This window comes from Bradyrhizobium sp. Gha (assembly GCF_900113735.1).
In the GTDB taxonomy this organism is placed as follows: domain Bacteria; phylum Pseudomonadota; class Alphaproteobacteria; order Rhizobiales; family Xanthobacteraceae; genus Bradyrhizobium.
In genome coordinates this window covers 102016-121536 of the sequence record NZ_FOQM01000024.1, presented here as the reverse complement: position 1 = coordinate 121536, position 19521 = coordinate 102016, and the positions used below count along the sequence as shown (strand labels likewise).

The 19521-nt window shown below is 64.2% G+C and carries 19 protein-coding genes and 1 tRNA gene; 12 read left to right on the top strand and 8 right to left on the bottom strand.

The genetic code is table 11. From position 1 onward, the window contains the following. Positions 1 to 871 precede the first annotated feature (871 nt). The 3 genes from BM222_RS25880 to BM222_RS25870 all read left to right on the top strand — a co-directional run bounded on the left by BM222_RS25880 (position 872) and on the right by BM222_RS25870 (position 2476). Positions 872 to 1567, top strand: coding sequence for a Crp/Fnr family transcriptional regulator (locus BM222_RS25880; protein ID WP_177243461.1), 696 nt, complete (start codon positions 872 to 874; stop codon positions 1565 to 1567). A 148-nt stretch (positions 1568 to 1715) separates the two neighbouring features. Continuing rightward, a complete protein-coding gene (locus tag BM222_RS25875; RefSeq protein WP_092234111.1) occupies positions 1716 to 2129 on the top strand; it encodes an Hpt domain-containing protein in 414 nt (137 codons plus the stop codon). 98 nt (positions 2130 to 2227) lie between these two features. Continuing rightward, entirely contained in the window at positions 2228 to 2476 is a 249-nt protein-coding gene (locus tag BM222_RS25870) for a hypothetical protein (protein ID WP_092234110.1), read from the top strand. Positions 2477 to 2495: 19 nt separating this feature from the next. Here BM222_RS25870 and BM222_RS25865 read toward each other — a convergent pair whose 3' ends face one another. Further along, a complete protein-coding gene (locus BM222_RS25865) occupies positions 2496 to 3110 on the bottom strand; it encodes a helix-turn-helix domain-containing protein (RefSeq protein ID WP_092234107.1) in 615 nt (204 codons plus the stop codon). Between the two features lie 317 nt (positions 3111 to 3427). Here BM222_RS25865 and BM222_RS25860 point away from each other — a divergent pair, with 317 nt between their 5' ends. Together BM222_RS25860 and BM222_RS25855 are read left to right on the top strand one after the other, a co-directional pair. Continuing rightward, positions 3428 to 4591: a hypothetical protein gene (locus BM222_RS25860; protein ID WP_092234136.1), complete on the top strand. Its 1164-nt coding sequence runs from the start codon at positions 3428 to 3430 to the stop codon at positions 4589 to 4591. 559 nt (positions 4592 to 5150) lie between these two features. Further along, positions 5151 to 6362: an EAL domain-containing response regulator gene (locus tag BM222_RS25855; protein ID WP_092234104.1), complete on the top strand. Its 1212-nt coding sequence runs from the start codon at positions 5151 to 5153 to the stop codon at positions 6360 to 6362. 12 nt (positions 6363 to 6374) lie between these two features. Here BM222_RS25855 and BM222_RS25850 read toward each other — a convergent pair whose 3' ends face one another. Next, the gene (locus BM222_RS25850) at positions 6375 to 7235 is read right to left on the bottom strand and encodes a DMT family transporter (protein WP_092234101.1); all 861 of its coding nucleotides are present in this window, start codon (positions 7233 to 7235) and stop codon (positions 6375 to 6377) included. A gap of 163 nt (positions 7236 to 7398) precedes the next feature. Between BM222_RS25850 and BM222_RS25845 the strand changes: the two genes are divergently transcribed. Beyond that, positions 7399 to 8763, top strand: a complete 1365-nt coding sequence (locus BM222_RS25845) for an aminotransferase-like domain-containing protein (RefSeq protein WP_177243463.1) — start codon at positions 7399 to 7401, stop codon at positions 8761 to 8763. A 6-nt stretch (positions 8764 to 8769) separates the two neighbouring features. On the opposite strand, the gene BM222_RS25840 is transcribed toward BM222_RS25845, so the two are convergent. The 5 genes from BM222_RS25840 to BM222_RS25825 all read right to left on the bottom strand — a co-directional run bounded on the left by BM222_RS25840 (position 8770) and on the right by BM222_RS25825 (position 12812). Beyond that, positions 8770 to 9366: a GDYXXLXY domain-containing protein gene (locus BM222_RS25840; RefSeq protein ID WP_092234095.1), complete on the bottom strand. Its 597-nt coding sequence runs from the start codon at positions 9364 to 9366 to the stop codon at positions 8770 to 8772. Continuing rightward, a complete protein-coding gene (locus BM222_RS42230; RefSeq protein ID WP_244547239.1) occupies positions 9363 to 9812 on the bottom strand; it encodes a hypothetical protein in 450 nt (149 codons plus the stop codon). Before BM222_RS42230 ends, BM222_RS25840 begins: the two co-directional genes overlap by 4 nt. Continuing rightward, the gene (locus BM222_RS42225) at positions 9809 to 10633 is read right to left on the bottom strand and encodes a DUF2157 domain-containing protein (protein ID WP_244547238.1); all 825 of its coding nucleotides are present in this window, start codon (positions 10631 to 10633) and stop codon (positions 9809 to 9811) included. Before BM222_RS42225 ends, BM222_RS42230 begins: the two co-directional genes overlap by 4 nt. Positions 10634 to 10917: 284 nt before the next feature. After that, positions 10918 to 11007: transfer RNA gene (locus BM222_RS25830), tRNA-Ser, on the bottom strand. A 650-nt stretch (positions 11008 to 11657) separates the two neighbouring features. Next, positions 11658 to 12812, bottom strand: a complete 1155-nt coding sequence (locus BM222_RS25825) for an ROK family protein (RefSeq protein WP_092234092.1) — start codon at positions 12810 to 12812, stop codon at positions 11658 to 11660. A gap of 332 nt (positions 12813 to 13144) precedes the next feature. Between BM222_RS25825 and rplU the strand changes: the two genes are divergently transcribed. From rplU to BM222_RS25810, 3 genes are all read left to right on the top strand, one after another. After that, complete coding sequence (gene rplU / locus BM222_RS25820; RefSeq protein ID WP_092234089.1) at positions 13145 to 13519, top strand: 50S ribosomal protein L21; 375 nt, start codon at positions 13145 to 13147, stop codon at positions 13517 to 13519. A gap of 102 nt (positions 13520 to 13621) precedes the next feature. Further along, positions 13622 to 13891: a 50S ribosomal protein L27 gene (gene rpmA, locus BM222_RS25815; RefSeq protein WP_092234086.1), complete on the top strand. Its 270-nt coding sequence runs from the start codon at positions 13622 to 13624 to the stop codon at positions 13889 to 13891. Positions 13892 to 14048: 157 nt separating this feature from the next. Then, on the top strand, positions 14049 to 14642 hold the full coding sequence (locus tag BM222_RS25810) for a GNAT family N-acetyltransferase (protein WP_177243460.1): 594 nt from the start codon (positions 14049 to 14051) through the stop codon (positions 14640 to 14642). Between the two features lie 165 nt (positions 14643 to 14807). Here the strand turns inward: BM222_RS25810 and BM222_RS25805 are convergent, their stop codons facing one another. Continuing rightward, positions 14808 to 15722: a DMT family transporter gene (locus BM222_RS25805; protein WP_092234083.1), complete on the bottom strand. Its 915-nt coding sequence runs from the start codon at positions 15720 to 15722 to the stop codon at positions 14808 to 14810. Positions 15723 to 15989: 267 nt separating this feature from the next. Here BM222_RS25805 and BM222_RS25800 point away from each other — a divergent pair, with 267 nt between their 5' ends. The 3 genes from BM222_RS25800 to BM222_RS25790 all read left to right on the top strand — a co-directional run bounded on the left by BM222_RS25800 (position 15990) and on the right by BM222_RS25790 (position 19467). Then, positions 15990 to 16472 carry a MaoC family dehydratase gene (locus tag BM222_RS25800; protein WP_092234081.1) on the top strand — a complete coding sequence of 161 codons (483 nt, stop codon included), beginning with the start codon at positions 15990 to 15992 and terminating at the stop codon, positions 16470 to 16472. Positions 16473 to 16556: 84 nt separating this feature from the next. After that, positions 16557 to 17597: a GTPase ObgE gene (gene obgE, locus BM222_RS25795; protein ID WP_092234078.1), complete on the top strand. Its 1041-nt coding sequence runs from the start codon at positions 16557 to 16559 to the stop codon at positions 17595 to 17597. 235 nt (positions 17598 to 17832) lie between these two features. Continuing rightward, positions 17833 to 19467 (top strand): alkaline phosphatase family protein, encoded by a 1635-nt coding sequence (locus BM222_RS25790; protein ID WP_092234075.1) that lies wholly within the window; start codon positions 17833 to 17835, stop codon positions 19465 to 19467. Positions 19468 to 19521: the final 54 nt, after the last annotated feature.

The window sequence follows — 19521 nt, the reverse complement described above, 5'->3', positions numbered from 1 at the left end:
TGTTCGGCTCCTGCTCGAACTTCACCAGCTGATTGTCCACGGTGTCCAGGCTCTCGCTGGTCTCCGTCAGAAACTCCCGCAACAGATCATCCATGGTTACGCCTTACTGAGCTGAACCTCGACGCCTGCGCCGCACCTGGAGTCGACGGAAGTCCGCACCTAGATCGTTACGCAACCCATTTCACGGTCCCGTTAATTTCATCCTCCGTGCTAATACGGATATTGAAGAGAAGTTTGCAGTTCGACTGCATCGGGCTGCGGTTTTCGGCTTCAGCCGGGAAGCGCGACAGGTAAATTCCGGGATAACGGCATCGGGGCAGTGGTGAAAAAATCGCGCCAATGTCGGGGGATATCCACGGGCCGTGCGATCTGAATCAAATCACACGCCATTCGGACCGCTGTTCGGCCTTCTATCGAGGTGCCCATGAAATCCGCGCGTTCGGTGCTCGCAGTAAACGGATTCTTACCGTACGCTCGTCGCGAACAACAACGCGCTAACCCAGGCGCGCCGCGGCAGCATGGCGCTCGGCGAGACACATGGAACGCGCTGGATTGATCCCGCATGACCGCGAGCGGCCCACCGCCTAACCAGCTGCTGCAGTCGCGGCGCAGCGGACCTGGATCTGCAGCGTCCTCATCTCGTCGCAATTGAATTGGTCAGGGAGAATGTCTTGAGCGAAGCTGGCGTGGCGGTGCGGAACGTCTGTGAACGCAACCTTTGCTTGCCATATCAATGAATGCACGCCAAACAGATATAGACGAAAAGATTGGTCTGTCGGCGCTGTCCGCGATTGCCAACTTATCCAGCGGGCAACAAGATGGAGCTTGCAGCCGGGCAGGACAGCATTTCCGCGAGGCAACTTTGGAAACGATGGTGCGGCCCTCGAACCGTTTCCTGTCGGCGCTGTCGGCAGACGATTATGAACTGATCCGCGCACATCTGCGCACAGTCGATCTGCCGCAAGAGACCGTGCTGGTCGAGACCGGCGAGACGCTCAAACGCGCCTACTTCCCGCATCGTGGCGTGATCTCGCTCGTCGTGGAGCTCACCAAGGGCGCGCATGTGCAGGTCGCCATGATCGGGCGCGACAGCCTGCTCGGCGCACTCTCGGCCATGGGCGATGCAGGCGCCCTGAACACAGCGGTGGTGCTGGTTGCCGGCGCCGCCTCGGTGATCGATCTCGACCGGCTTCGCCTCGCCGCCGATCAGAGCCCGACTTTGCGGACGCTACTGGTACGTCACGGGCTCGCGGTCTATGCGCAGGTGCAGCAGACTGCAGGCTGCAACGTGGCGCACCCCGTGGAGTCGCGGCTCTCGCGCTGCCTCTTGCACATTCACGATTTGTCGGCGGACTACCGGCTGCTGCTGACGCAGGAAGCCTTGGCGCAGATGATCGGGGCGCGGCGCAACAGCGTGTCGCTGGTCGCCAATACCTTGCAGCAAGCCAACTTCATCCATTACAGCCGCGGACATATCCAGATTATCAATCTGGACGGCCTGCGCGAGACGGCGTGCGAATGCTACGCCACGGTCAAAGCCCAGTGCGATCGGCTGCTCGGCTCCTGACGGGGCACGCGGGGCTGCGCATGGTAAAGCAATTGCTAAACGCTACCAGCAAACACGGTGCGTCTCGCGACCGGAACTGAAATCGGAATGGCATAGACATCCCCTACGCTCCGCGCAGGCCGGCGCGCACAAGGGGGACCTCGACATCATGATCGACACCGCATTCGCGCCCGGGCCAGCCGCGCTCGACACCGCAGCCTTGCGCGAGCCTGAACCGCTGCGCGAGCCTGAACCGCTGCGCGAGCCTGGCGCCTTCGAAGCGCTGGTGCACGAGATCGGCGAGGATGGCGCCCGAGAGGTGCGCGCCGTGTTCTGGAGCGAGACCAGCGCGCGGCTCGGGCTGTTTCGCACGCTGGCCCTCGGCCGGCATCGCAGCCGGATCGCGCGCGAGGCGCATTCACTGAAGAGCACGGCCAGGACATTCGGTTACCTTCGCCTCGCCGCGCTGGCGCTGCGGCTCGAGAGCACGGCCGATGGGCTCGACGACACCGAATTTGGCGATTTGCTTGACCTGATGGATACGGCGTTTGCGACCGCGCGGGCGCAGGAACCGCAGGACTGACCATTCCGGCGGCAGTCCCGCCGTACTTATACGGTTGGCGATTTTCACGGATGACTAATCATAGGTGGCGATAGTCGCCGGAAACCAGGAGGGTTTCCATGTTCACCTATGAGACTGCGGACCAGAAAGAGGTCCGTCGCTTCCGCATCGCCCAGTTCAATGGACGGATGGCCACGGTGAAGGCGGGTGAGTCCACGGTGACGGGCTTCGTTCGCTCTGTGCTGGAGCAGGAATCGACCGTCCCGCAGCGCTGGACCATCACCATCGTCCCGAATACGCCGAAGGAAGATCCGAAGGTGCCGCGGCCGACCTCGCGCTTGCGTCCCTTCGCCGACGATTATTTCTAAAGCGGCCCGGGACCACGGTTCATTCGAGCGAATGCAACAGCGCCGCACGGACGAGGTCCGCGGTGTTGCGCGCGCCGAGCTTGCGCATCGCTTCGGCACGATGGCTCTCGAAGGTGCGCGGACTGATCTGCATCCGCAGCGCGCCCTGCTTGTTCGAAAAGCCCTCACTGATCAGCCGCAGCACTTCACGTTCGCGCTTGGTCAGCCGCTTGCCCAACGCGCCCGGCAATTCGGCCGTCGCGCGCGGCGCCAGCACACGGCCAGCCTTCACCACGGCATCCTCTGTCGCGGGCGCCGTGGGCAAGGCGCCCTTGTGCGAGCCGGCGAGCTGCTTGACCAGAGTGCAGACGCGCTCGGTCTGCGCCAACGCGTTCTCCACAACCTGCCGCAAATAGGCGCGGTCGGCCGAAACAGGCGCGAGCTGGTCGCTGTGATGCTTGATCTCGCCCATGTAGAGCAGCAGGGCGGTCAGAGGGCCATTGAGCTCACGGGCGATAGCCACGGCCATCTCGTCGGCCGCCTTGGCGCGCGCGGCATTCAAGCGGACGAATTCGAGCTCTTCGACCGGAGCAGCGCCTCTCTCGCACCATCCCACCGGCCGCGAATCAGCGGCCGTATCTTTATGTGACCCCATGCGGCTCTGTAGCGGAACCCGGGGCGATCTGTGATTAACTTTTTGCTCCGTAAGACTACGGCTATCTTGGCAGTTTGGCGCGAAAAACCCGATCTCGGCACAATTTATGCTTTTGCGCAGCTCTCCGGACGTGCAGTGGTTGATAAGCCGCCCCGCTGAAGGCCTTCTTAACGATTTCTTCCGCAACAATCCCCGGCGCCGCCGGATTTTACGGATTCATTAACGGGGACTTTGCTTCTCTGTGTCACAATTGTGAGCGCGCAAATGCGTCCATGCATTGGGCGAGTGGCCTGCTGGAATCGTTGCGAGAGCGTGCCATGGACGAGATCGACGAGCTTTCGGAGTTCCTGCAGAAGCTGACGCCGCTGTCGCGCAGCTGCCTGCTCAGCGAGCTCGAGCGGCTCGAACTGTGCGGCATCGACATGCCGGGCTCGGCCGGGGTTCAGGCCAAGCTGCGCGCAGAGTTCCGCAAGGACGGTTCGGTCCAGGCGCGCGCCACCAATCCTTCGCGCTACTTCTTTGCCCCCCTCGAGCTGCTGCTGATCGACGGCGCGCCCGAGCACGCCAATGCGGGACGGATCTCGCGCAACACGCTCACGCCGATCTGGGAGTGGATTTGCCGCGACCTGCTGCCGACCATGGCACGCGACTATGTCAAGGCGATCAACGACCAGGTCACGGCCAACAATCCCAAGGAAGTGCAGAAGATCGCGACGGCCTTTCAGATCAAGGTGCTCAAGGTGCTCGAGAACACGCTCGCCTCCGCGGAGAGCGCCGAGTTCGCGCGTAGCAAGCTCACGCAATATACGGCCTCGCGTACCGCCTTCGAGGACGTGAAGAAGATGCAGCGGGTGCTGCGCGCCGGCGAGGCACTGCCGAAGTTCAACGAGAAGCTGCCCGAGACGATCGCGAAGTTCGACGACGGCCAGGTCAGCCAGATCACGGCGCAGCTCGACGCCTTCAAGAAAGCGCATCCCGATGCACTGCCGTTTGCGCTGGCGCTGGTGGCGAGGCGCCTGAAAACATTCTGGCAACTCGCATACCTCGCGACCAAGGCGGCCGCGAGCAAGAATGCCGCCGACATCGCCGCGACGCCCTATGCTTGCGTCATTCCCATGGTGCTCGACCGGCTCGACGACAAGCGCCTCGCGCTGCGGGTCGCGCTCCGGCACAACCGCTTCCTCGTCGCACGCGACCTGCTCACCGAAATCTACGACGCCGAGCATTCGCTCAAGCTTCGCATCGACGGCATCGAGCAGAGCGAATGGGGCGTCCGGCTTCAACAATTGATGGACGCGATCGCAGCGCTGGTTTCGGCCGAAGTCAGCCGCTTCCCCGCCAATGTCGGTCATATCCTCGGCTCGCGGCGGCTGCGCAGCCCGGACACGCTGGGCGGCAAGCTGAGCTATCTGGCCTGGAAGGGCCGCGACGCGGTGCAGGACGGCGCGGCGGCATTTCGCAAATTGCTCGGGGCAACCTGATTCCCCTGCACCCTATTGGGCGCATGTGGCAGGCGCAGGAAGCGATCGAGAAAGCGCCCTGACATCACGATCCTGAACCACCAATAGACCAACCGCCGCGTCGTCATAGCTGTAATCCCTGACAGCCCACCACCGGCTCCGCGGACCCATAGCGCATGTGCGGCCATCCGCATGTGAGGCGCTTCACACTCGCCCGACCTGCAGATCGTCGCAGTCGCATCACCGTCACACGCGACCGCGGTCGGCAGGGCACGACAATCCGCAGGAAATCGACACCGGAATTATTCGATCGGGCAAAGCGTGCTGCGGCTTCGTCCAATTGCAGGACACCGCGCGCCGGCATCGACGGACGGTCCGGCAAGAATGCCCGCGCGATTTTCCGCGCGCGAATGTCCCGAAAGCGGACGAGCGTGAAGACTTTGCCAAAGCAATCCAGACAATTTTAGAAATGATGAGGGCTTTAAGGTTATCGGGACAATTCAGCGGACAAGCCGAAGCTCTCCATATTTGAAGCCCCCCGCATCGCTAACACATCTGCAGGGAACGGGAGTGGTTTGCGATGGAAGGGATTGGTCAGCTCGCCGGACGAAGCCTGAAAACCTTCGGAAGGCGGAAGATGATGCCGCGCGCTTGCGTGGCCGACAGCAAGCGCCACCTGCGCGCCTTCATGAGCGAGGTGCTCGAGGATCTCGGCTTCGTCACCAGCGAATGCAGCGGTGCGGGCGAGTTGCAGGCCGTCCTCGGCTCCGAGCTGCCGGACCTGATCCTGCTCGGCATCGCGGCCGACGGCATCGAGCCCGGCCGATTCCTGGAAATTCTGGTGCGCGAGGCTTTCGACGGCAAGGTGCTCGCCGTCGGTGCACGCGACTCGATCATCGTCAAAGCCGTGCAGCAGGTCGGCGAGGAATACGGGCTCGCGATGCTGCCGCCACTGACCACGCCCTTTGCCGCGGAGACGCTGCGCGAGCGCGTCGCAATGCTGCTGCCGGACGAGCCTGTGCCCAGCCCGGCCGTGCATGTCGGCGAAGCCCTGCATGCGGGCTGGCTCGAGCTCTGGTACCAGTCGAAGATCGAGGCGCGCTCGCTGGTCCGCCGCGGCGCCGAGGCGCTGGTACGGATGCGGCACCCGACCTGGGGCGTGGTGCCGCCGGCCTATTTCATCCCTGAGAGCCACGACCCGCACTTCCGCGACCTCTCGGAGTTCGTGATCGAGCGCGCGCTGCAGGACTGGCACTATCTTCTCGAGCGCCAGAGCGCGGTCGATCTGTCGATCAACCTGCCTGCGCCTTATCTGAGAGAGCCGCAGGCCGTGCGCGATCTGTGCAGGAGGATGCCGACGCATCCGGCGTTCGGCGGCCTGACGATCGAGATCGCCAGCGGCGAGGCGATCCGCGACCTCGACTTCCTCACCGAGATCGCGCGCGAAATGCGCTTCCACAATATCGGACTGTCGATCGACAATCTCGGGGCCAACTGGCCGGAGCTGATGGGGCTGGACAAAATTCCGTTCATCAAGCTCAAGGCCGACCGGCAATTCGTCACCGGCTGCGGCAACGACCGGCTGAAGCGAACGGTGTGCCGTCACATCGTCGAGCTCGCACAAGGCTACGGCGCACGCGCCGTCGCCGAGGGTGTCGAGAGCCGCGGCGACCTGATGGCTGTCAACGAGCTCGGCTTCGATCTCGTGCAGGGCTATCTGTTCGGCAAGCCGATGCCGTTGAAGAAGTTCGCGAGAAGCGCGCTGACGCAAACGGTAATGGAACGGGGGTGAGGCGCCAGGGCCTCAGGCATATCGCCGCGCGAAGAACACGCAGACGACGACCAGCGCGGCCGCGGCGATCATGCTCCAGGCGACCGGCTCGTGCAGCAGGAAGCCGGCCAGCGCGAGGCCGAAGAACGGCTGGAGCTGCTGCAACTGGCCGACGCGCGCGATGCCGCCGATCGCGAGGCCGCGATACCAGAAGATGAAGCCGACGAACATGCTGAAGACCGAGACGTAGGCGAGCCCGATCCAGGCCGGCGCACCGACGCCATTCCATGTCGAAGGCCAGGCGAGAAGCGCGAGCGGCAGCATCAGCGGCAGCGCCAGCAGCAACGCCCAGGAGATCACCTGCCAACCGCCGATCCGGCGCGATAGTGCAGCGCCCTCGGCATAGCCGAGCCCGCACAGCACGATCGCAGCCACCATCAGCAGATCGCCGGTGACCGACACCGTGCTGCCGTTCGAGAGGGCAAAGGCCGCAACAGTGGCGCTGCCGAGAACCGCGAACAGCCAGAACAGCGGCCGTGGCCGCTCGCCGCCGCGCAGTACGGCGAAGATCGCGGTCGACAGCGGCAAGAGGCCGATGAAGACGATGGAATGCGCCGAGGTGATGTGCTGGAGCGCGAGCGCCGTCAGCAGCGGAAAACCGGCCACGACGCCCATGGAGACAATGGTGAGCGACACGAAATCCTTTCGCTCCGGCCAGGCCTGACGCAGCAGGGCGAGCACAGCCGCACCGATCAGCGCCGCGATGATCGCGCGCGCCGAGGTCAGGAACAGCGCCGAAAAGCCACCGACCGCGACGCGCGTCGCCGGCAAGGACCCGCTGAAGATGATGACGCCGAGAAGCCCGTTGCCCCAGCCGCTGGCCGCAGATTGCATGTCCGTCCCACGCTTTTGAGGGCGCGATCCTCGGCCATCGCCGGTGGCGAGGCCAGTCACAATCCAGTACAATCCGAACATTCTGTATGGGTATGGAAGGCAATACGGCTTGACCATTGAAGTGCCCTCGAAAGGTCGCGGCGGCACGCGGACCGTCGACGTGATGAGCGCGATCCGCGCCAAGGTCGCGGGCCGGGCGCTGAGTGCCGGCGACCGCCTGCCGTCGATCCGCAGCCTTGCCGCCAGCATGGGTGTTTCGCCATCCACCGTGGTCGAGGCCTATGATCGCCTCGCCGCGGAAGGCCTGATCCGCGCGCGTCGCGGCTCGGGCTTCTATGTCGCATCGACCGCTACGCCGCCGCTTGCCTTGACCGAAGTCGAGCCACGCCGAGACCGGGCGGTCGATCCGTTCTGGGTCTCCCGGCAATCGCTCGACACCGACGCGGCCGTGCCCAAACCCGGCTGCGGTTGGCTGCCGCCGGCGTGGATGCCGGAAGCGGCATTGCGCCGCGCCACCCGCGCGCTTGCCCGCACCGAGACCAGCGTGCTGACGAACTACGGCAGCACGGGTGGCTCGCCTGCGCTGCGCCGGCTGCTGCTGGCGCGCCTCGCGGAGGACGCGATCGAAGCCTCGATCAGCCAGCTGATGCTGACGGGGTCGGGCACGCAGGCAACCGACCTCATCTGCCGCTTCCTGCTGCGTCCCGGCGACACCGTGCTGGTCGACGATCCCTGCTACTTCAATTTTCGCGCCCTGCTGCGCGCGCATCAGGCCCGAATCGTCAGCGTGCCCTATACCCCGTCGGGCCCCGACGTCGCGCGCCTCGAGCAGACGCTCGCGCAGGAGCGGCCGCGGCTCTACATCACCAATTCAGCGCTGCACAATCCGAGCGGTGCGACGCTCTCGCTGCAGACCGCACACCGGCTTTTGACCGCGGCGGCCGCGCACGACCTCACCATCGTCGAGGACGATATCTTTGGCGATTTCGAGCCGGAGCGCTCGCCGCGCCTGGCCGCACTCGACGGATTGAACCGCGTCATTCGCATCGGCAGCTTCTCGAAAACACTGTCGGCCTCGGTGCGCTGCGGCTACATCGCGGCGCGCTCCGACTGGATCGAGCATCTCGTCGACCTCCAGGTCGCCACCAGCTTCGGCGGCCCGAGCCCGGTCGCGACCGAGATCATCGCCAGGGTTCTGGCCGGCGGCAGCTATCGCAAGCACATGGACGAGCTCCGGCAAAAGCTCACGCGGACACGTCGCGACACCGCGCGAAAACTCGCCGCGCTGGGCATCGAACCCTGGCTGATGCCCCGCGGCGGCTTCTTCCTGTGGTGCCGGCTTGCCGACGGACAGGATGCCACGGCGGTGGCGCGCGCCGCGCTCGACGAGAACGTGGTGTTGGCGCCGGGCAATGTGTTCAGCGTGGCACAGACCGCGGAGAATTTCCTGCGCTTCAACGTCGCGCATATGAACGACGCGGGGATGTGGGACGTGCTGCGGCGCGCTTTGAAGAGGGGCTCCAGGTAGCTCCGCCTAATACCACGGCTCCTCGTACACCGGCTCGCCGTCGAGCAGCAGCCGTTTGATCGCCGCCCGGCCTGACGGCAGCACGGCGGCAACGACGCGCAGCTTCTGCTGGTTGCGGGCCTGCTCGAGGGTCCTGCCCTCGCCTTCGGGCACGAAATAGCTTTCGAGACCGTATCTGATCGTCAGCCGGTCGCAGAAGGTGCGGATGGTCGAACCGCAGGAATAACTGACGCGGCCGCGGATCAGCACTTCGGGCGCGGTGACCGCGACAGGCGCGGCATGAACCGAAACGGCCTGATAGAGGCCGTTGGCATCGGGCGCCAGCTCGACGAACACGACGGGATTGCGCTCGGCGGAAGCCTGGCCTGCAAGCGCGCCTGCCGGCAGCTGCGAGATGTCGTAGCCGAGCACGACATAGTCGCCGCGCAGGAGATCATGCGGATCGACCGGCCGTGTCTGCAAGGTCACCTCCGTCCCCTCGCGCAGGATCTGCATGCGATCGGTGACCATCACGATCAGCAGCGCGCATTGCAGCAGGATGGCGGCGCCGAACAGCACGGCTTTCGGGATGCGCTGCCAGAATCGTGTGATGGACCCGATCATCGCTCGGCCCTCGGCAGCATGCGATTGAGCGCGGTCGCAAACACGACGGCAATGATTCCGGCCACCGCCAGGAAGGCCGAGCGGCGCAGCAGCGAGCCTTTGACCGCCCAGGTGATGGCACCGACGAGGCCGGCAATGCCGAGCCAGCCGGCGACGATGCGCGGGCGCACGTCGTCGAGCACGCCGGAGACGACGAGGCAGAGCATGGCGCAGAGCAGTGCGGCATAGGCGAACCATGGCTCGCCGGCTGTGGAAGCCGACCAGATCGGCGCGGCGATCAGCACGAGGCCGATCGCGCACGCCGCGAGGATTTCACCCGCGCGCCGCGTGAGGCCGGCAGACGCAAGCGCAAGAATCACGCCCGCAACGCCGCACATGATCGCCCATGACGGCTGGGCCGCCGTCGTGGCCGTCCTGATGCGGAAGAGATCGTCGACTGTCGTCACCTCCAGGAAGGCTGTAACTCCAAGCGCGAATGCGCCGTAGATCGACAAACGGATCCAAGCAGGTTCGCCCGCGGCGACGGCGCGGCCGACATCGCGAGGCCGGCGCCGAACAGCAGGGCCGCACCGTTCGCCAGCACGAAGGATGGCTGGGCACCATCGAAGTCGAAGCGAAGCGACGTCGCGATCCACCATGGAATCACCGCGACTGCGACGAGATGGGCGGCGAGGCGGGAGTTCCACGCGAACGCGATCGCGGCCGCGATGAGCCAGGCCACCACGAACTGAAGATGAAGCGCATCCGGCGCGTCATAAACGCGCATGCAGGTCCAGATGCAGGCCGCGGCCAGGCCGACCGCGAGCGCGCCACGCGAGCCCGTCAGGAGCGCCCCGGCAAACGCGCCGATCGACCACAGCAGCAGGCCGCCGGCAAAATCGTCGCCGAGATGATACATCTGGCCGACCAGCGCGATGCCCGCGCCGAAGACGATGGCACCGATGCTCGCACAGAGATCGGCGAGGACGGTGCGGCCGGTCGCGGCGAACCACGCCCCGACGCCGCCGGCGACGATCATGCCGGCGAGCAGGATCGCAAACCGCAACAGCCGGGCGATCTCGGTCCAGTGCGCCGCGACGAAGGCAAGGAAGGCCGCCGCGATCAACAGGCCGCCGACGATGGCGACGACCACGGCAATGTTGATGCCAGGTGAATGCGGCGGCAGAGCGTTGCGGATGGAGTGAGCCGCCGCCGGCGCGATCACACCATCGGCTTCCCATTGGGCGAGATCAGCCTCGAGGCGCTGCCGATAGGTCTTCTCGAACATTGACGTGGATCACTGGCTCCCTGGCGGACGCGGGATGTTGGTCGGGCTGTGGCGGGGATGGGTTCAACGATTGAACTCTCCCGCGATCAGGAGCGGCCGATTTGCGCTTTTTAAGGAGGTCGACGACGGCATTTGGCGCGTCGGCTTCATGGATTACGATTTGGGATACTGCGACCTGGAGCAGAAAACCCTGCAACCCCTCGACAACCCGTTCGGCACGAAGTTGTCACCCATGTCTCAGGTACGATCCGTTACCGATGTGTCCGGGCTGGACACAGGTTATCTGGCGGAGAGGGAGGGATTCGAACCCCCGATAGGCTTGCACCTATGCCGCATTTCGAGTGCGGTGCATTCAACCACTCTGCCACCTCTCCTGAAGGCGCCATGTGAGGAGCCGGGCCCCTGTGGTTGGGGGCGTTAATAGGCGAGGATGGCGGGCCAGACAAGGCGCGAAAGGGGAAAATCCGCTGCCTGTTTTGCCGCTTTCGCTCTGGAGTCGTCGTGTCGCGACAATCGGCACCTGTTCCTGGGCCACTCCTCCTTCCTAGAGCGCGATGAGATTGGGTTGAATCAAGCCGCTGCGGGCTCGATGCACCTCTCCCGTTTGCGGGAGAGCATAGGCCGCCCTTGGCGGCCGTCCTAAGAGAACGCCGAGGCAAAGCCTCGGCTATGGCGTCCCGGGGGATGCGAAGCATCGTTCCGCGTGCCGGGTGAGGGTTCTCTCCCCTGGGGGAGTGTCCCGTTGGGGAGAAACCCTCTCTCCAACCCTCCCCCGCAAGCGGGGGAGGGAGCGCACCTCCCCTGTCTCGGCACCTTTTTCCGGGCGCGAGCCAGCCTCATCCATCATGCAGCAGGAAAACGGGGTGGGACCGCCAGACGCGGTAAACACTGGCGGTCCCGTGCCGCTCATTACAATGCTGGCCAGGAAGGGCGGCTTCGCAGGCCTGCGTGAGGCGACGATTCCACTTTAGCGTGTATTGAGCCGCCTGCAACGCAATCCGTCGCTTAACCTAACCAGTCAAGGTTACTTCTTTTCGCCTTTACCGTTGTCCTTGTTGTTTTCCTTCGCTTTCTTCTTCCCGTCCGCGGAATCCCGGTCCTTGCCGTTTCCGCTATCCCTGTGGCGGTTGGTGAAGCGCGCGTTGCCGAGGCCGGTGCCGATGGTGAGGACGCCCCAGCGCTCGATATCCTGCATGAACGGCACCTCGGAGAGGCCCTGAACCACGCCGTCATTGTGCATCAGGATCGCGGTATCGTGCTCGCCGATCACGGGGATGCCCTCGATCAAGCTCGCCGGCAGGTTGAATTTGCTGCTCTCCCAGTTGCCCGGCAGGTTCTGCGCGCCCTTTTCGATGGAGCCGTCCTCCTTGATCACGCCGGGACAGGCGATGCCGATGAAGGGCGCGAGCTTGAAGCCTTCCTTTTCGGCTTCAGTGATCAGCCCTTTCAGCATCTTCGTCAGCCGCTTCACCGCGCCTTCGCGGGTCGGCTCGTCATCGGCATGCCGCCACAGCTCTGATGTCACGACCTTGGCCTTCGACAGGTCGTTGGCCTTTTTCCAGCCGGTCTCCACCAGGCCGCAGCGGATATTGGTGCCGCCGATATCGACCGCGAGGATGCTGTCATAGGCCTCGAAAATCCAGGACGGCGCCAGATGCAGCGCGCCGATCAGCCCGGCGTCGTCGGGGTGATGCCGGATCGGAATCATGTCGATTTTGAAGTCCTCCGACTTCAGGATGATCTCGGTGCGCGCGATCGCAAGCTCGCCGAGCCTGGAATCGCGAAAGCCGCCGCCGACCACGATGCGCTCGGTCTTGGCCCAGGCCTTGGTCTTGAGGAAGCGGCGGGTGACGTGAGCGAGCTCCTGGGCAAAGTCCTCGATCGCGCTGTGCACCACCGCCGAGGCCTCGACGTCGTCGCTGACCAGGATCGAATCCAGCGTCTTCTTGCTGATATTCTCCGACGGCTCCTTGCCGAACGGATCCTCACCGGTCTTGCGCAACGGCTTGCGCCAGCGGTCGAGAATCTCGCGGAACGCGCCCTTGCTGGCGCGGTCGCCGAGGAAGCCGTCCTCGTCCTTCAGTTCGATGTTGAAGCTGTCGATGTCCACCGATGGCAGCCGCTCGCTGCCGTGATGGGCGATGCCCGTCGTCGTCTTGACCAGTTCGTCGGTTGCCATGGAAGTCCCTTGCCCACGTGCCTATCTGGGGGGAACAACGGCGCGGGAACCCGTTGGTTGCTAAGCGGGCCGAGATTCAGGGCCGGGCGCTGGAAGCGGCCCAAATCCTTCGAATCCAGGCTGTTTCGCCGCCTTTTCCTTGACTCCCAGCGGATGGCGGCTATAAATCCCACAACCGGCGCGGGGCGTTTCTCGCGCCGCTTGTTTTTGCGTGGGTTTTCAAAGGGATAACTCCCGCCCGCACGAAACTCGCAATAAACCCATAGCGACTGATCAAAAAGCCGGCCCCTGACGTCCGTCTCGAGGCCGGGATTGAACACGGAGAAAAAACGATGTTCGCAGTCATCAAAACCGGCGGCAAGCAATACCGCGTCGTGCCGGATGATGTTCTCGAAGTAGGCAAGATCGAAGGCGAAGTCGGCTCGATCGTGCAGCTGAATGAAGTTCTCGTCGTCGGCGGCGACACGCCGGTGCTCGGCGTTCCGACGGTGGCCGGGGCCTCCGTTGCGGTCGAGGTGCTCGACCACAAGCGCGGCCCCAAGGTCATCGCGTTCAAGAAGCGCCGCCGCAAGAATTCGCGCCGCAAGCGGGGCTACCGCGACGAGATCACGGTGCTGCGCGTCAGCGAGATCCTGACTGACAATGCCAAGCCCACCAAGGGCCCGCGTCCGAAGAAGGAAAAGGTCGCGAAAGAAGCTGCCGAGTAACTGAGACCGATCACGCCAATTCACGAATTGATGCGTGCGACGTTTTGAAATGATTCCGTCAAGGAATTGACCTAGACATACGCAGGATTTCGGAGACGAGCCATGGCTCACAAAAAAGCAGGCGGTTCATCGCGCAACGGTCGCGATTCCAAGGGTAAGCGTCTTGGCATCAAGGTGTTCGGCGGCGAGCGCGTGATTCCCGGCAACATCATTGCGCGTCAGCGCGGCACCACCTGGCATCCCGGCCTCAATGTCGGCATGGGCACCGACCACACCCTGTTCGCCAAGATCGAGGGTCGTGTCGAATTCCAGGCCAAAGCCAACGGACGCACCTTTGTGGCGGTACTCCCGCTTGCAGAGGCTGCTGAATAGACGGTGGATCTAATTTGGAGTCCGCCGGGTCCTTGACCGAACCGGCGGAGTCCAGAGATCACAAGAGATCGAAGGCTCCAGGGGAGGCAGGGAAACCGGCCTCCCCTTTTCGTTTGTCGCGTTCACTTTTCACTTGGTGACTTTGACGGAGCCGGACATGTTGCAGGACTTTTCGAGCGTGACCTTGCGGGAGGCGAGACCGAGCGTCGTCGCCACCGAGCGGCTGACATTGCGGCGGCCGACTCTTGCCGACGTCAAAGCCATCGCCACTCTCGCCAACGACCGCCGTGTTGCTGAAAATACCCGCCGCCTTCCCCACCCCTATTCGCTGGATGACGCCGTCGCCTTCGTCCGCGCCACCGCCGCGCTCGGCAGCGAGACCGTGTTCCTGATCGAGCATGATACCGGGCCGGTCGGCATGGTCGGCATCAACCGCTCCACGCCCGACAATGCCGAGCTCGGCTATTGGCTCGGCGTCGAGCATTGGGGCCGGGGCTTTGCCACCGAGGCCGCACGCGGCGCGATCGATTTCTTCTTCGAGGAGTTCGAGGACGACCAGCTCTACGCGGGCGCGCGCGTCACCAATCCGGCCTCGCGCAAGGTGCTGGAGAAGTGCGGCTTCCAGTGGAGCGGCGTGCAGCTGCATCGCTTCCTGGCTCTGGGCTCGTCGACGCCGGTCGACTGCTTCCGCTTGTCGCGCGGGGTGTGGTCGTCGCTCAAGAGCTGGAGCAGCGCAAGAAGGATGAGGTAGGCGGAAGGTCGCGCCTCATTCTCCGCTGTCATCCCGCGAACGCGGGGATCCATGACCACAGAGAGGAGTGTGCGGCAAAAGCGCCCACTCCGAGTCGTCGCAAAACATCTTCCTGTGGGTATGGGTCCCGGGCTCGCGCTGCGCGCGCCCGGGACGACGTCGTGGTTAGACGGGCGGCGTCACCTCTTCGCTCGCCCGGCCCAAATCGCGCTCACGCAGATAGATGTAGAAGCCCGCGCCGATGATGATCGCGGCGCCGACGATCGTGGCGATGGAGGGCACGTCGCCGAACACGACGAAGCCGAAGATCACCGCCCAGACGATCATCGAATATTGATAGGGCACCACCACGCTCGCCGGCGCGAGCTTGAGCGAGCGGTTGACGCAGAACAGCGCCGTCACCGAGATGCACCCGGCCAACGCGAAGAACACCAGGCTGCGTGGAGTCGGCGGCACCCAATGGTAGGCCGAGAGTACCGCGCCCAGCGAAAACGTGCCGATGAACTGCGACGACGCCATCACGATGTCGGGCGTCTTGCGCAGGCTGCGCGTGATCAGCATCAGGGTCGCGAAGGACAGACTGCCGCCGAGCGCGATCAGCGCCGGCAGGCTCACCGTCTGCGCCGACGGCCGCAACGCGATCAGCACACCGCAGAAGCCGACCAGGATCGCCGTCCAGCGCCGCCAGCCGACCTTCTCGCCCAAAAAGATCGCCGACATCGCGGTGACGAAGATGGGGCCGGCGAGATAATAGGTGATGACGTCGGCGAGCGGCAGATAGACGGCTGCGAGGAAGAACGCGGCCACCTCCAGCGTCGAGAGCACGACGCGGAACAGCTGCAGGCCCGGCCGCTCGAGATGCAGGAACTGGTGGCGCTGCCGCCAGATCAGCGGCGCCAGCAACAGCAGCGCCGCGCAGGCGCGCAAGAACAGCAGCTGCCCGACCGAATAAGTCCCGACCAGGAACTTGCCCGTGGCGTCGCCGAACGAGAACATGAAAATCGACAGCACCATGAGGCCGATGCCGGCGAGGCGCGCCGAGCGGTCGTCATAGGCGGATAGATTCTTGAAGAGGGGCATTGGGGCTAGTCTGGATTTGGGACCGTCATTGCGAGCGCAGCGAAGCAAATCCAGACTGTCTCCGCAGCGGCAGTCTGATTGCTTCGTCGCAAGAGCTTCTCGCAATGACGAGCGGAGAGAGCGTCAGGAATCGGCGAATAGTGTGGCTTGCGGCCGTTTTAAGGGCGCGGACGCGCAGGGCAAGCCCGCGCGAGCCGAATTGAACGGATTGTCGCACCGTTCGCATCGCGGTAGCGATAGACGGTGTCCCGAGAAAAGAGCTTTGGCATGACCGACTTCGATCCCGCCCGGCACCGCATGATCACGGCGCAACGCTGGTTTGAGGATTTCGTGGTCGGCGAACGTTTCGTGCTGCCGAGCCGGACCCAGACGACGGCGGTGTTCGCGGCGTTCCAGACCGCGAGCGGCGACACCCATCCGGTGCACTACGACGTCGAATATTGCCGCGCCCGCGGCATGCCTGATCTGCTCGCCCATGGCTTCCAGACGCTGATCCACACCGCGCCCGGTGCGGGCCTGTTTCCGTTCATGGTCGAGGAATCCCTGGTCGGCTTCCTCGAGCAATCGAGCCGGTTCCTCAAACCTGTGTACGCCGACGACACCATCTATCCCGCGCTCGAGGTCATCGAGCTCGTGCCGGGGCGAACGACCGGCGCGGTGACGCTTCGGAGCACCGTGTTCAACCAGCGCAAGGAGCTGGTGCTCGAAGGGACGCAGAAATTCCTGATCCGACGGCGGCCGGTTGGTTAAGCACGGCGACGAATTCGCCGGATTCGGCCGATTTGCGGACAAGTCCGGGTTGCCGGGCGTGCCCGGCTGGCCTACCTATGGCCGATGAAATTCCTCGACGAAGCAAAGGTCTATATCCGCTCTGGTGACGGCGGGAACGGCTGCGTGGCGTTCCGCCGCGAGAAGTTCATCGAATTCGGCGGTCCCTCCGGCGGCAATGGCGGCCGCGGCGGCAACGTCATCATCGAGGTTGCCGACGGCCTCAACACGCTGATCGACTACCGCTACCAGCAGCACTTCAAGGCCCAGAAGGGCGAGAACGGCTCCGGCTCGGACCGGCACGGCGCCAACGGCAAGAACATCGTGCTGAAGGTGCCCGTGGGCACGCAGATCTTCGACGAGGATCGCGAGACCCTGATCCACGACTTCACCAATGTCGGCGAAAAATTCGTGCTCGCCGAGGGCGGCAATGGCGGCTTCGGCAACGCGCATTTCAAGACCTCGACCAACCGTGCGCCGCGCAACGCCAATCCCGGCCAACCCGGCGAAGAGCGCTGGATCTGGCTGCGGCTGAAGCTGATTGCGGACGCCGGTCTCGTCGGCATGCCCAATGCCGGCAAGTCGACTTTCCTGTCCAAGGTCAGCGCGGCGCGGCCGAAGATCGCCGACTATCCCTTCACCACGCTGCATCCGCAGCTCGGCGTCGTGAACGCCGACGGCCGCGAATTCGTGCTCGCCGACATTCCCGGCCTGATCGAAGGCGCGCATGAGGGCACCGGACTCGGCGATCGCTTCCTCGGCCATGTCGAGCGCTGTCGCGTGCTGCTGCATCTGATCGACGCAACTAGCGAGCATGCCGGCAAGGCCTACAAGACCGTGCGCAAGGAGCTCGACGCCTATGGCGGGCTCTTGACCGACAAGATCGAGATCGTCGCGTTGAACAAGATCGACGCGGTCGAGCCGGACGAGCTGAAGAAGCAGAAGGACCGGCTGAAGCGCGCCGCCAAGAAGACGCCGCTGCTGCTCTCCGCCGTGACCGGCGACGGCGTCAAGGAAGCGCTGCGCGCGCTGGTGGAGGTGATCGGCGAGGCGCCGGTCTCGGCCAAGGCGAAGAGCGCGGCCGAAGCGGAGCCGTGGTCGGCTTAGTCTCTCTCCTTTGTCGTCCCCGCGCACGCGGGGACCCCTACCGCGTGATCTCTCGATTGCGCATGGTTGTCGTACCGGACGACGAATCTTCGCCAAACCACTTTCTGTGGTTATGGGTCCCTGCGTTCGCAGGGACGACAGTGGAGTCTATGGCCACAGGCGCGCGCATCACCAGCTTGCCATCGCTCCTTCGATAGCGCAGCATCAGATAATCAAGAAACTTCAGGGATGACGCATGGCGCGCGCGAAGAACGTTCTCTGGATCATGTGCGACCAGCTTCGCTATGATTATCTCGGCTGCACCGGCCATCCCACGCTGAAGACGCCGAACATCGACGCCATGGCCAAGCGCGGCGTGCTGTTCTCGAAGGCCTATGTGCAATCGCCGATCTGCGGACCGTCGCGGATGTCGTTCTACACCGGGCGCTACATGCGCTCGCACGGTTCGCATTGGAACGGCTGGCCGCTGCGCGTCGGCGAGCCCACGCTCGGCGATCACCTCAAGAAAATCGGCGTGCGCAATGTACTGGTCGGCAAGACCCACATGGCGCCTGACCTTGAAGGCATGAAGGCGCTCGGCATCCCGCCGGAATCGGTCATCGGCGTGCATGTCGCCGAATGCGGCTTCGAGCCTTACGAGCGCGACGACGGCCTGCATCCGACCGGACGGCCGCGTCCGAAATACGACGAATATCTGCGCCAGCAGGGGTTTGAAGCGACGAATCCGTGGGAGCATTGGGCCAATTCGGCCGCCGCCGAAGACGGCTCGTTGCAGAACGGCTGGCTGCTGGTGCACGCCGACAAGGCCGCGCGCGTGCCGGACGAGCATTCCGAGACGCCGTACATGACGCGGCGCGCAATGGATTTCATCGGCGAAGCCGAAACGGATGGGCGGCCGTGGTGTCTGCATCTCTCCTACATCAAGCCACACTGGCCCTACATCGCGCCGGAGCCCTATGCGAGCATGTACGCGACCGAGGACATGATCCCGGTGATCCGCTCCGAGCGCGAGCGGCAAGATCCGCATCCGGTGTTCGGCGCCTATATGGACATGCGCTACTCCCGCAACATGGCGCGCGACGACGCGCGGGAGAAGGTGATCCCGACCTATATGGGCCTAATCACCCAGATCGACGATCAGATGGCCGTGCTGATGAAGTTCTTGGAGGCGCGCGGCCTGCTGGAAACCACCATGATCGTGTTCACCTCCGACCATGGCGACTATCTCGGCGATCACTGGATGGGCGAGAAGGACTTGTTCCACGAGCAGTCGGCGAAGATCCCGCTGATCATCATCGACCCCTCGCAGGAGGCGGACGCGACGCGCGGCACGTGCAGCGATGCACTGGTCGAAGGCATCGATCTCGCGCCGACCTTCGTCGATTATTTCGGCGGCAAGGTGCCGGGCCACATCCTCGAAGGACGTTCGCTGCTGCCGCTGCTGCGCGGGCCTACGCCGCCTGATTGGCGCAAGGTGGCATTCTCCGAATACGACTACGCCATGCAGGATGTCAGGTTGAAGCTGAACCAGCCGATCGAACGCTGCCGCCTGTTCATGGTGTTCGACGGCCGCTGGAAATACATCCACGCCTCCGGCTTCCGCCCGATGCTGTATGATCTTGAAACCGATCCACAGGAATATTTCGATCGGGGCGATGACCCTGAATGCGCTGCGATTATCACGCGGCTCCAGGCCGAGCTCTTCGATTGGGCGCTACATCCGAGCGGCCACATCACCACACCGCGCGAGAAGATCGCAGCCTATGCCGACAACCAGCTCCAGGTGAAGGGCGGCTTCCTGATCGGCATCTGGGACGAAGCCGAGCTGGCGTCGATCAAGGACGGGATCGCGCAGCGGGAGAAGATGTGAGCCTCGTCATTGCGAGCGTAGCGAAGCAATCCAGAATCTCTCCGCGGCGGGACT

Bases quoted from the DNA above. Each gene is read 5' to 3' on its own strand.
- BM222_RS25880 (WP_177243461.1), top strand. From the start codon at position 872: ATGGTGCGGCCCTCGAACCGTTTCCTGTCGGCGCTGTCGGCAGACGAT.
- BM222_RS25875 (WP_092234111.1), top strand. From the start codon at position 1,716: ATGATCGACACCGCATTCGCGCCCGGGCCAGCCGCGCTCGACACCGCA.
- BM222_RS25870 (WP_092234110.1), top strand. From the start codon at position 2,228: ATGTTCACCTATGAGACTGCGGACCAGAAAGAGGTCCGTCGCTTCCGC.
- BM222_RS25865 (WP_092234107.1), bottom strand. From the start codon at position 3,110: ATGGGGTCACATAAAGATACGGCCGCTGATTCGCGGCCGGTGGGATGG.
- BM222_RS25860 (WP_092234136.1), top strand. From the start codon at position 3,428: ATGGACGAGATCGACGAGCTTTCGGAGTTCCTGCAGAAGCTGACGCCG.
- BM222_RS25855 (WP_092234104.1), top strand. From the start codon at position 5,151: ATGGAAGGGATTGGTCAGCTCGCCGGACGAAGCCTGAAAACCTTCGGA.
- BM222_RS25850 (WP_092234101.1), bottom strand. From the start codon at position 7,235: ATGCAATCTGCGGCCAGCGGCTGGGGCAACGGGCTTCTCGGCGTCATC.
- BM222_RS25845 (WP_177243463.1), top strand. From the start codon at position 7,399: ATGAGCGCGATCCGCGCCAAGGTCGCGGGCCGGGCGCTGAGTGCCGGC.
- BM222_RS25840 (WP_092234095.1), bottom strand. From the start codon at position 9,366: ATGATCGGGTCCATCACACGATTCTGGCAGCGCATCCCGAAAGCCGTG.
- BM222_RS42225 (WP_244547238.1), bottom strand. From the start codon at position 10,633: ATGTTCGAGAAGACCTATCGGCAGCGCCTCGAGGCTGATCTCGCCCAA.
- BM222_RS25825 (WP_092234092.1), bottom strand. From the start codon at position 12,812: ATGGCAACCGACGAACTGGTCAAGACGACGACGGGCATCGCCCATCAC.
- rplU (WP_092234089.1), top strand. From the start codon at position 13,145: ATGTTCGCAGTCATCAAAACCGGCGGCAAGCAATACCGCGTCGTGCCG.
- rpmA (WP_092234086.1), top strand. From the start codon at position 13,622: ATGGCTCACAAAAAAGCAGGCGGTTCATCGCGCAACGGTCGCGATTCC.
- BM222_RS25810 (WP_177243460.1), top strand. From the start codon at position 14,049: ATGTTGCAGGACTTTTCGAGCGTGACCTTGCGGGAGGCGAGACCGAGC.
- BM222_RS25805 (WP_092234083.1), bottom strand. From the start codon at position 15,722: ATGCCCCTCTTCAAGAATCTATCCGCCTATGACGACCGCTCGGCGCGC.
- BM222_RS25800 (WP_092234081.1), top strand. From the start codon at position 15,990: ATGACCGACTTCGATCCCGCCCGGCACCGCATGATCACGGCGCAACGC.
- obgE (WP_092234078.1), top strand. From the start codon at position 16,557: ATGAAATTCCTCGACGAAGCAAAGGTCTATATCCGCTCTGGTGACGGC.
- BM222_RS25790 (WP_092234075.1), top strand. From the start codon at position 17,833: ATGGCGCGCGCGAAGAACGTTCTCTGGATCATGTGCGACCAGCTTCGC.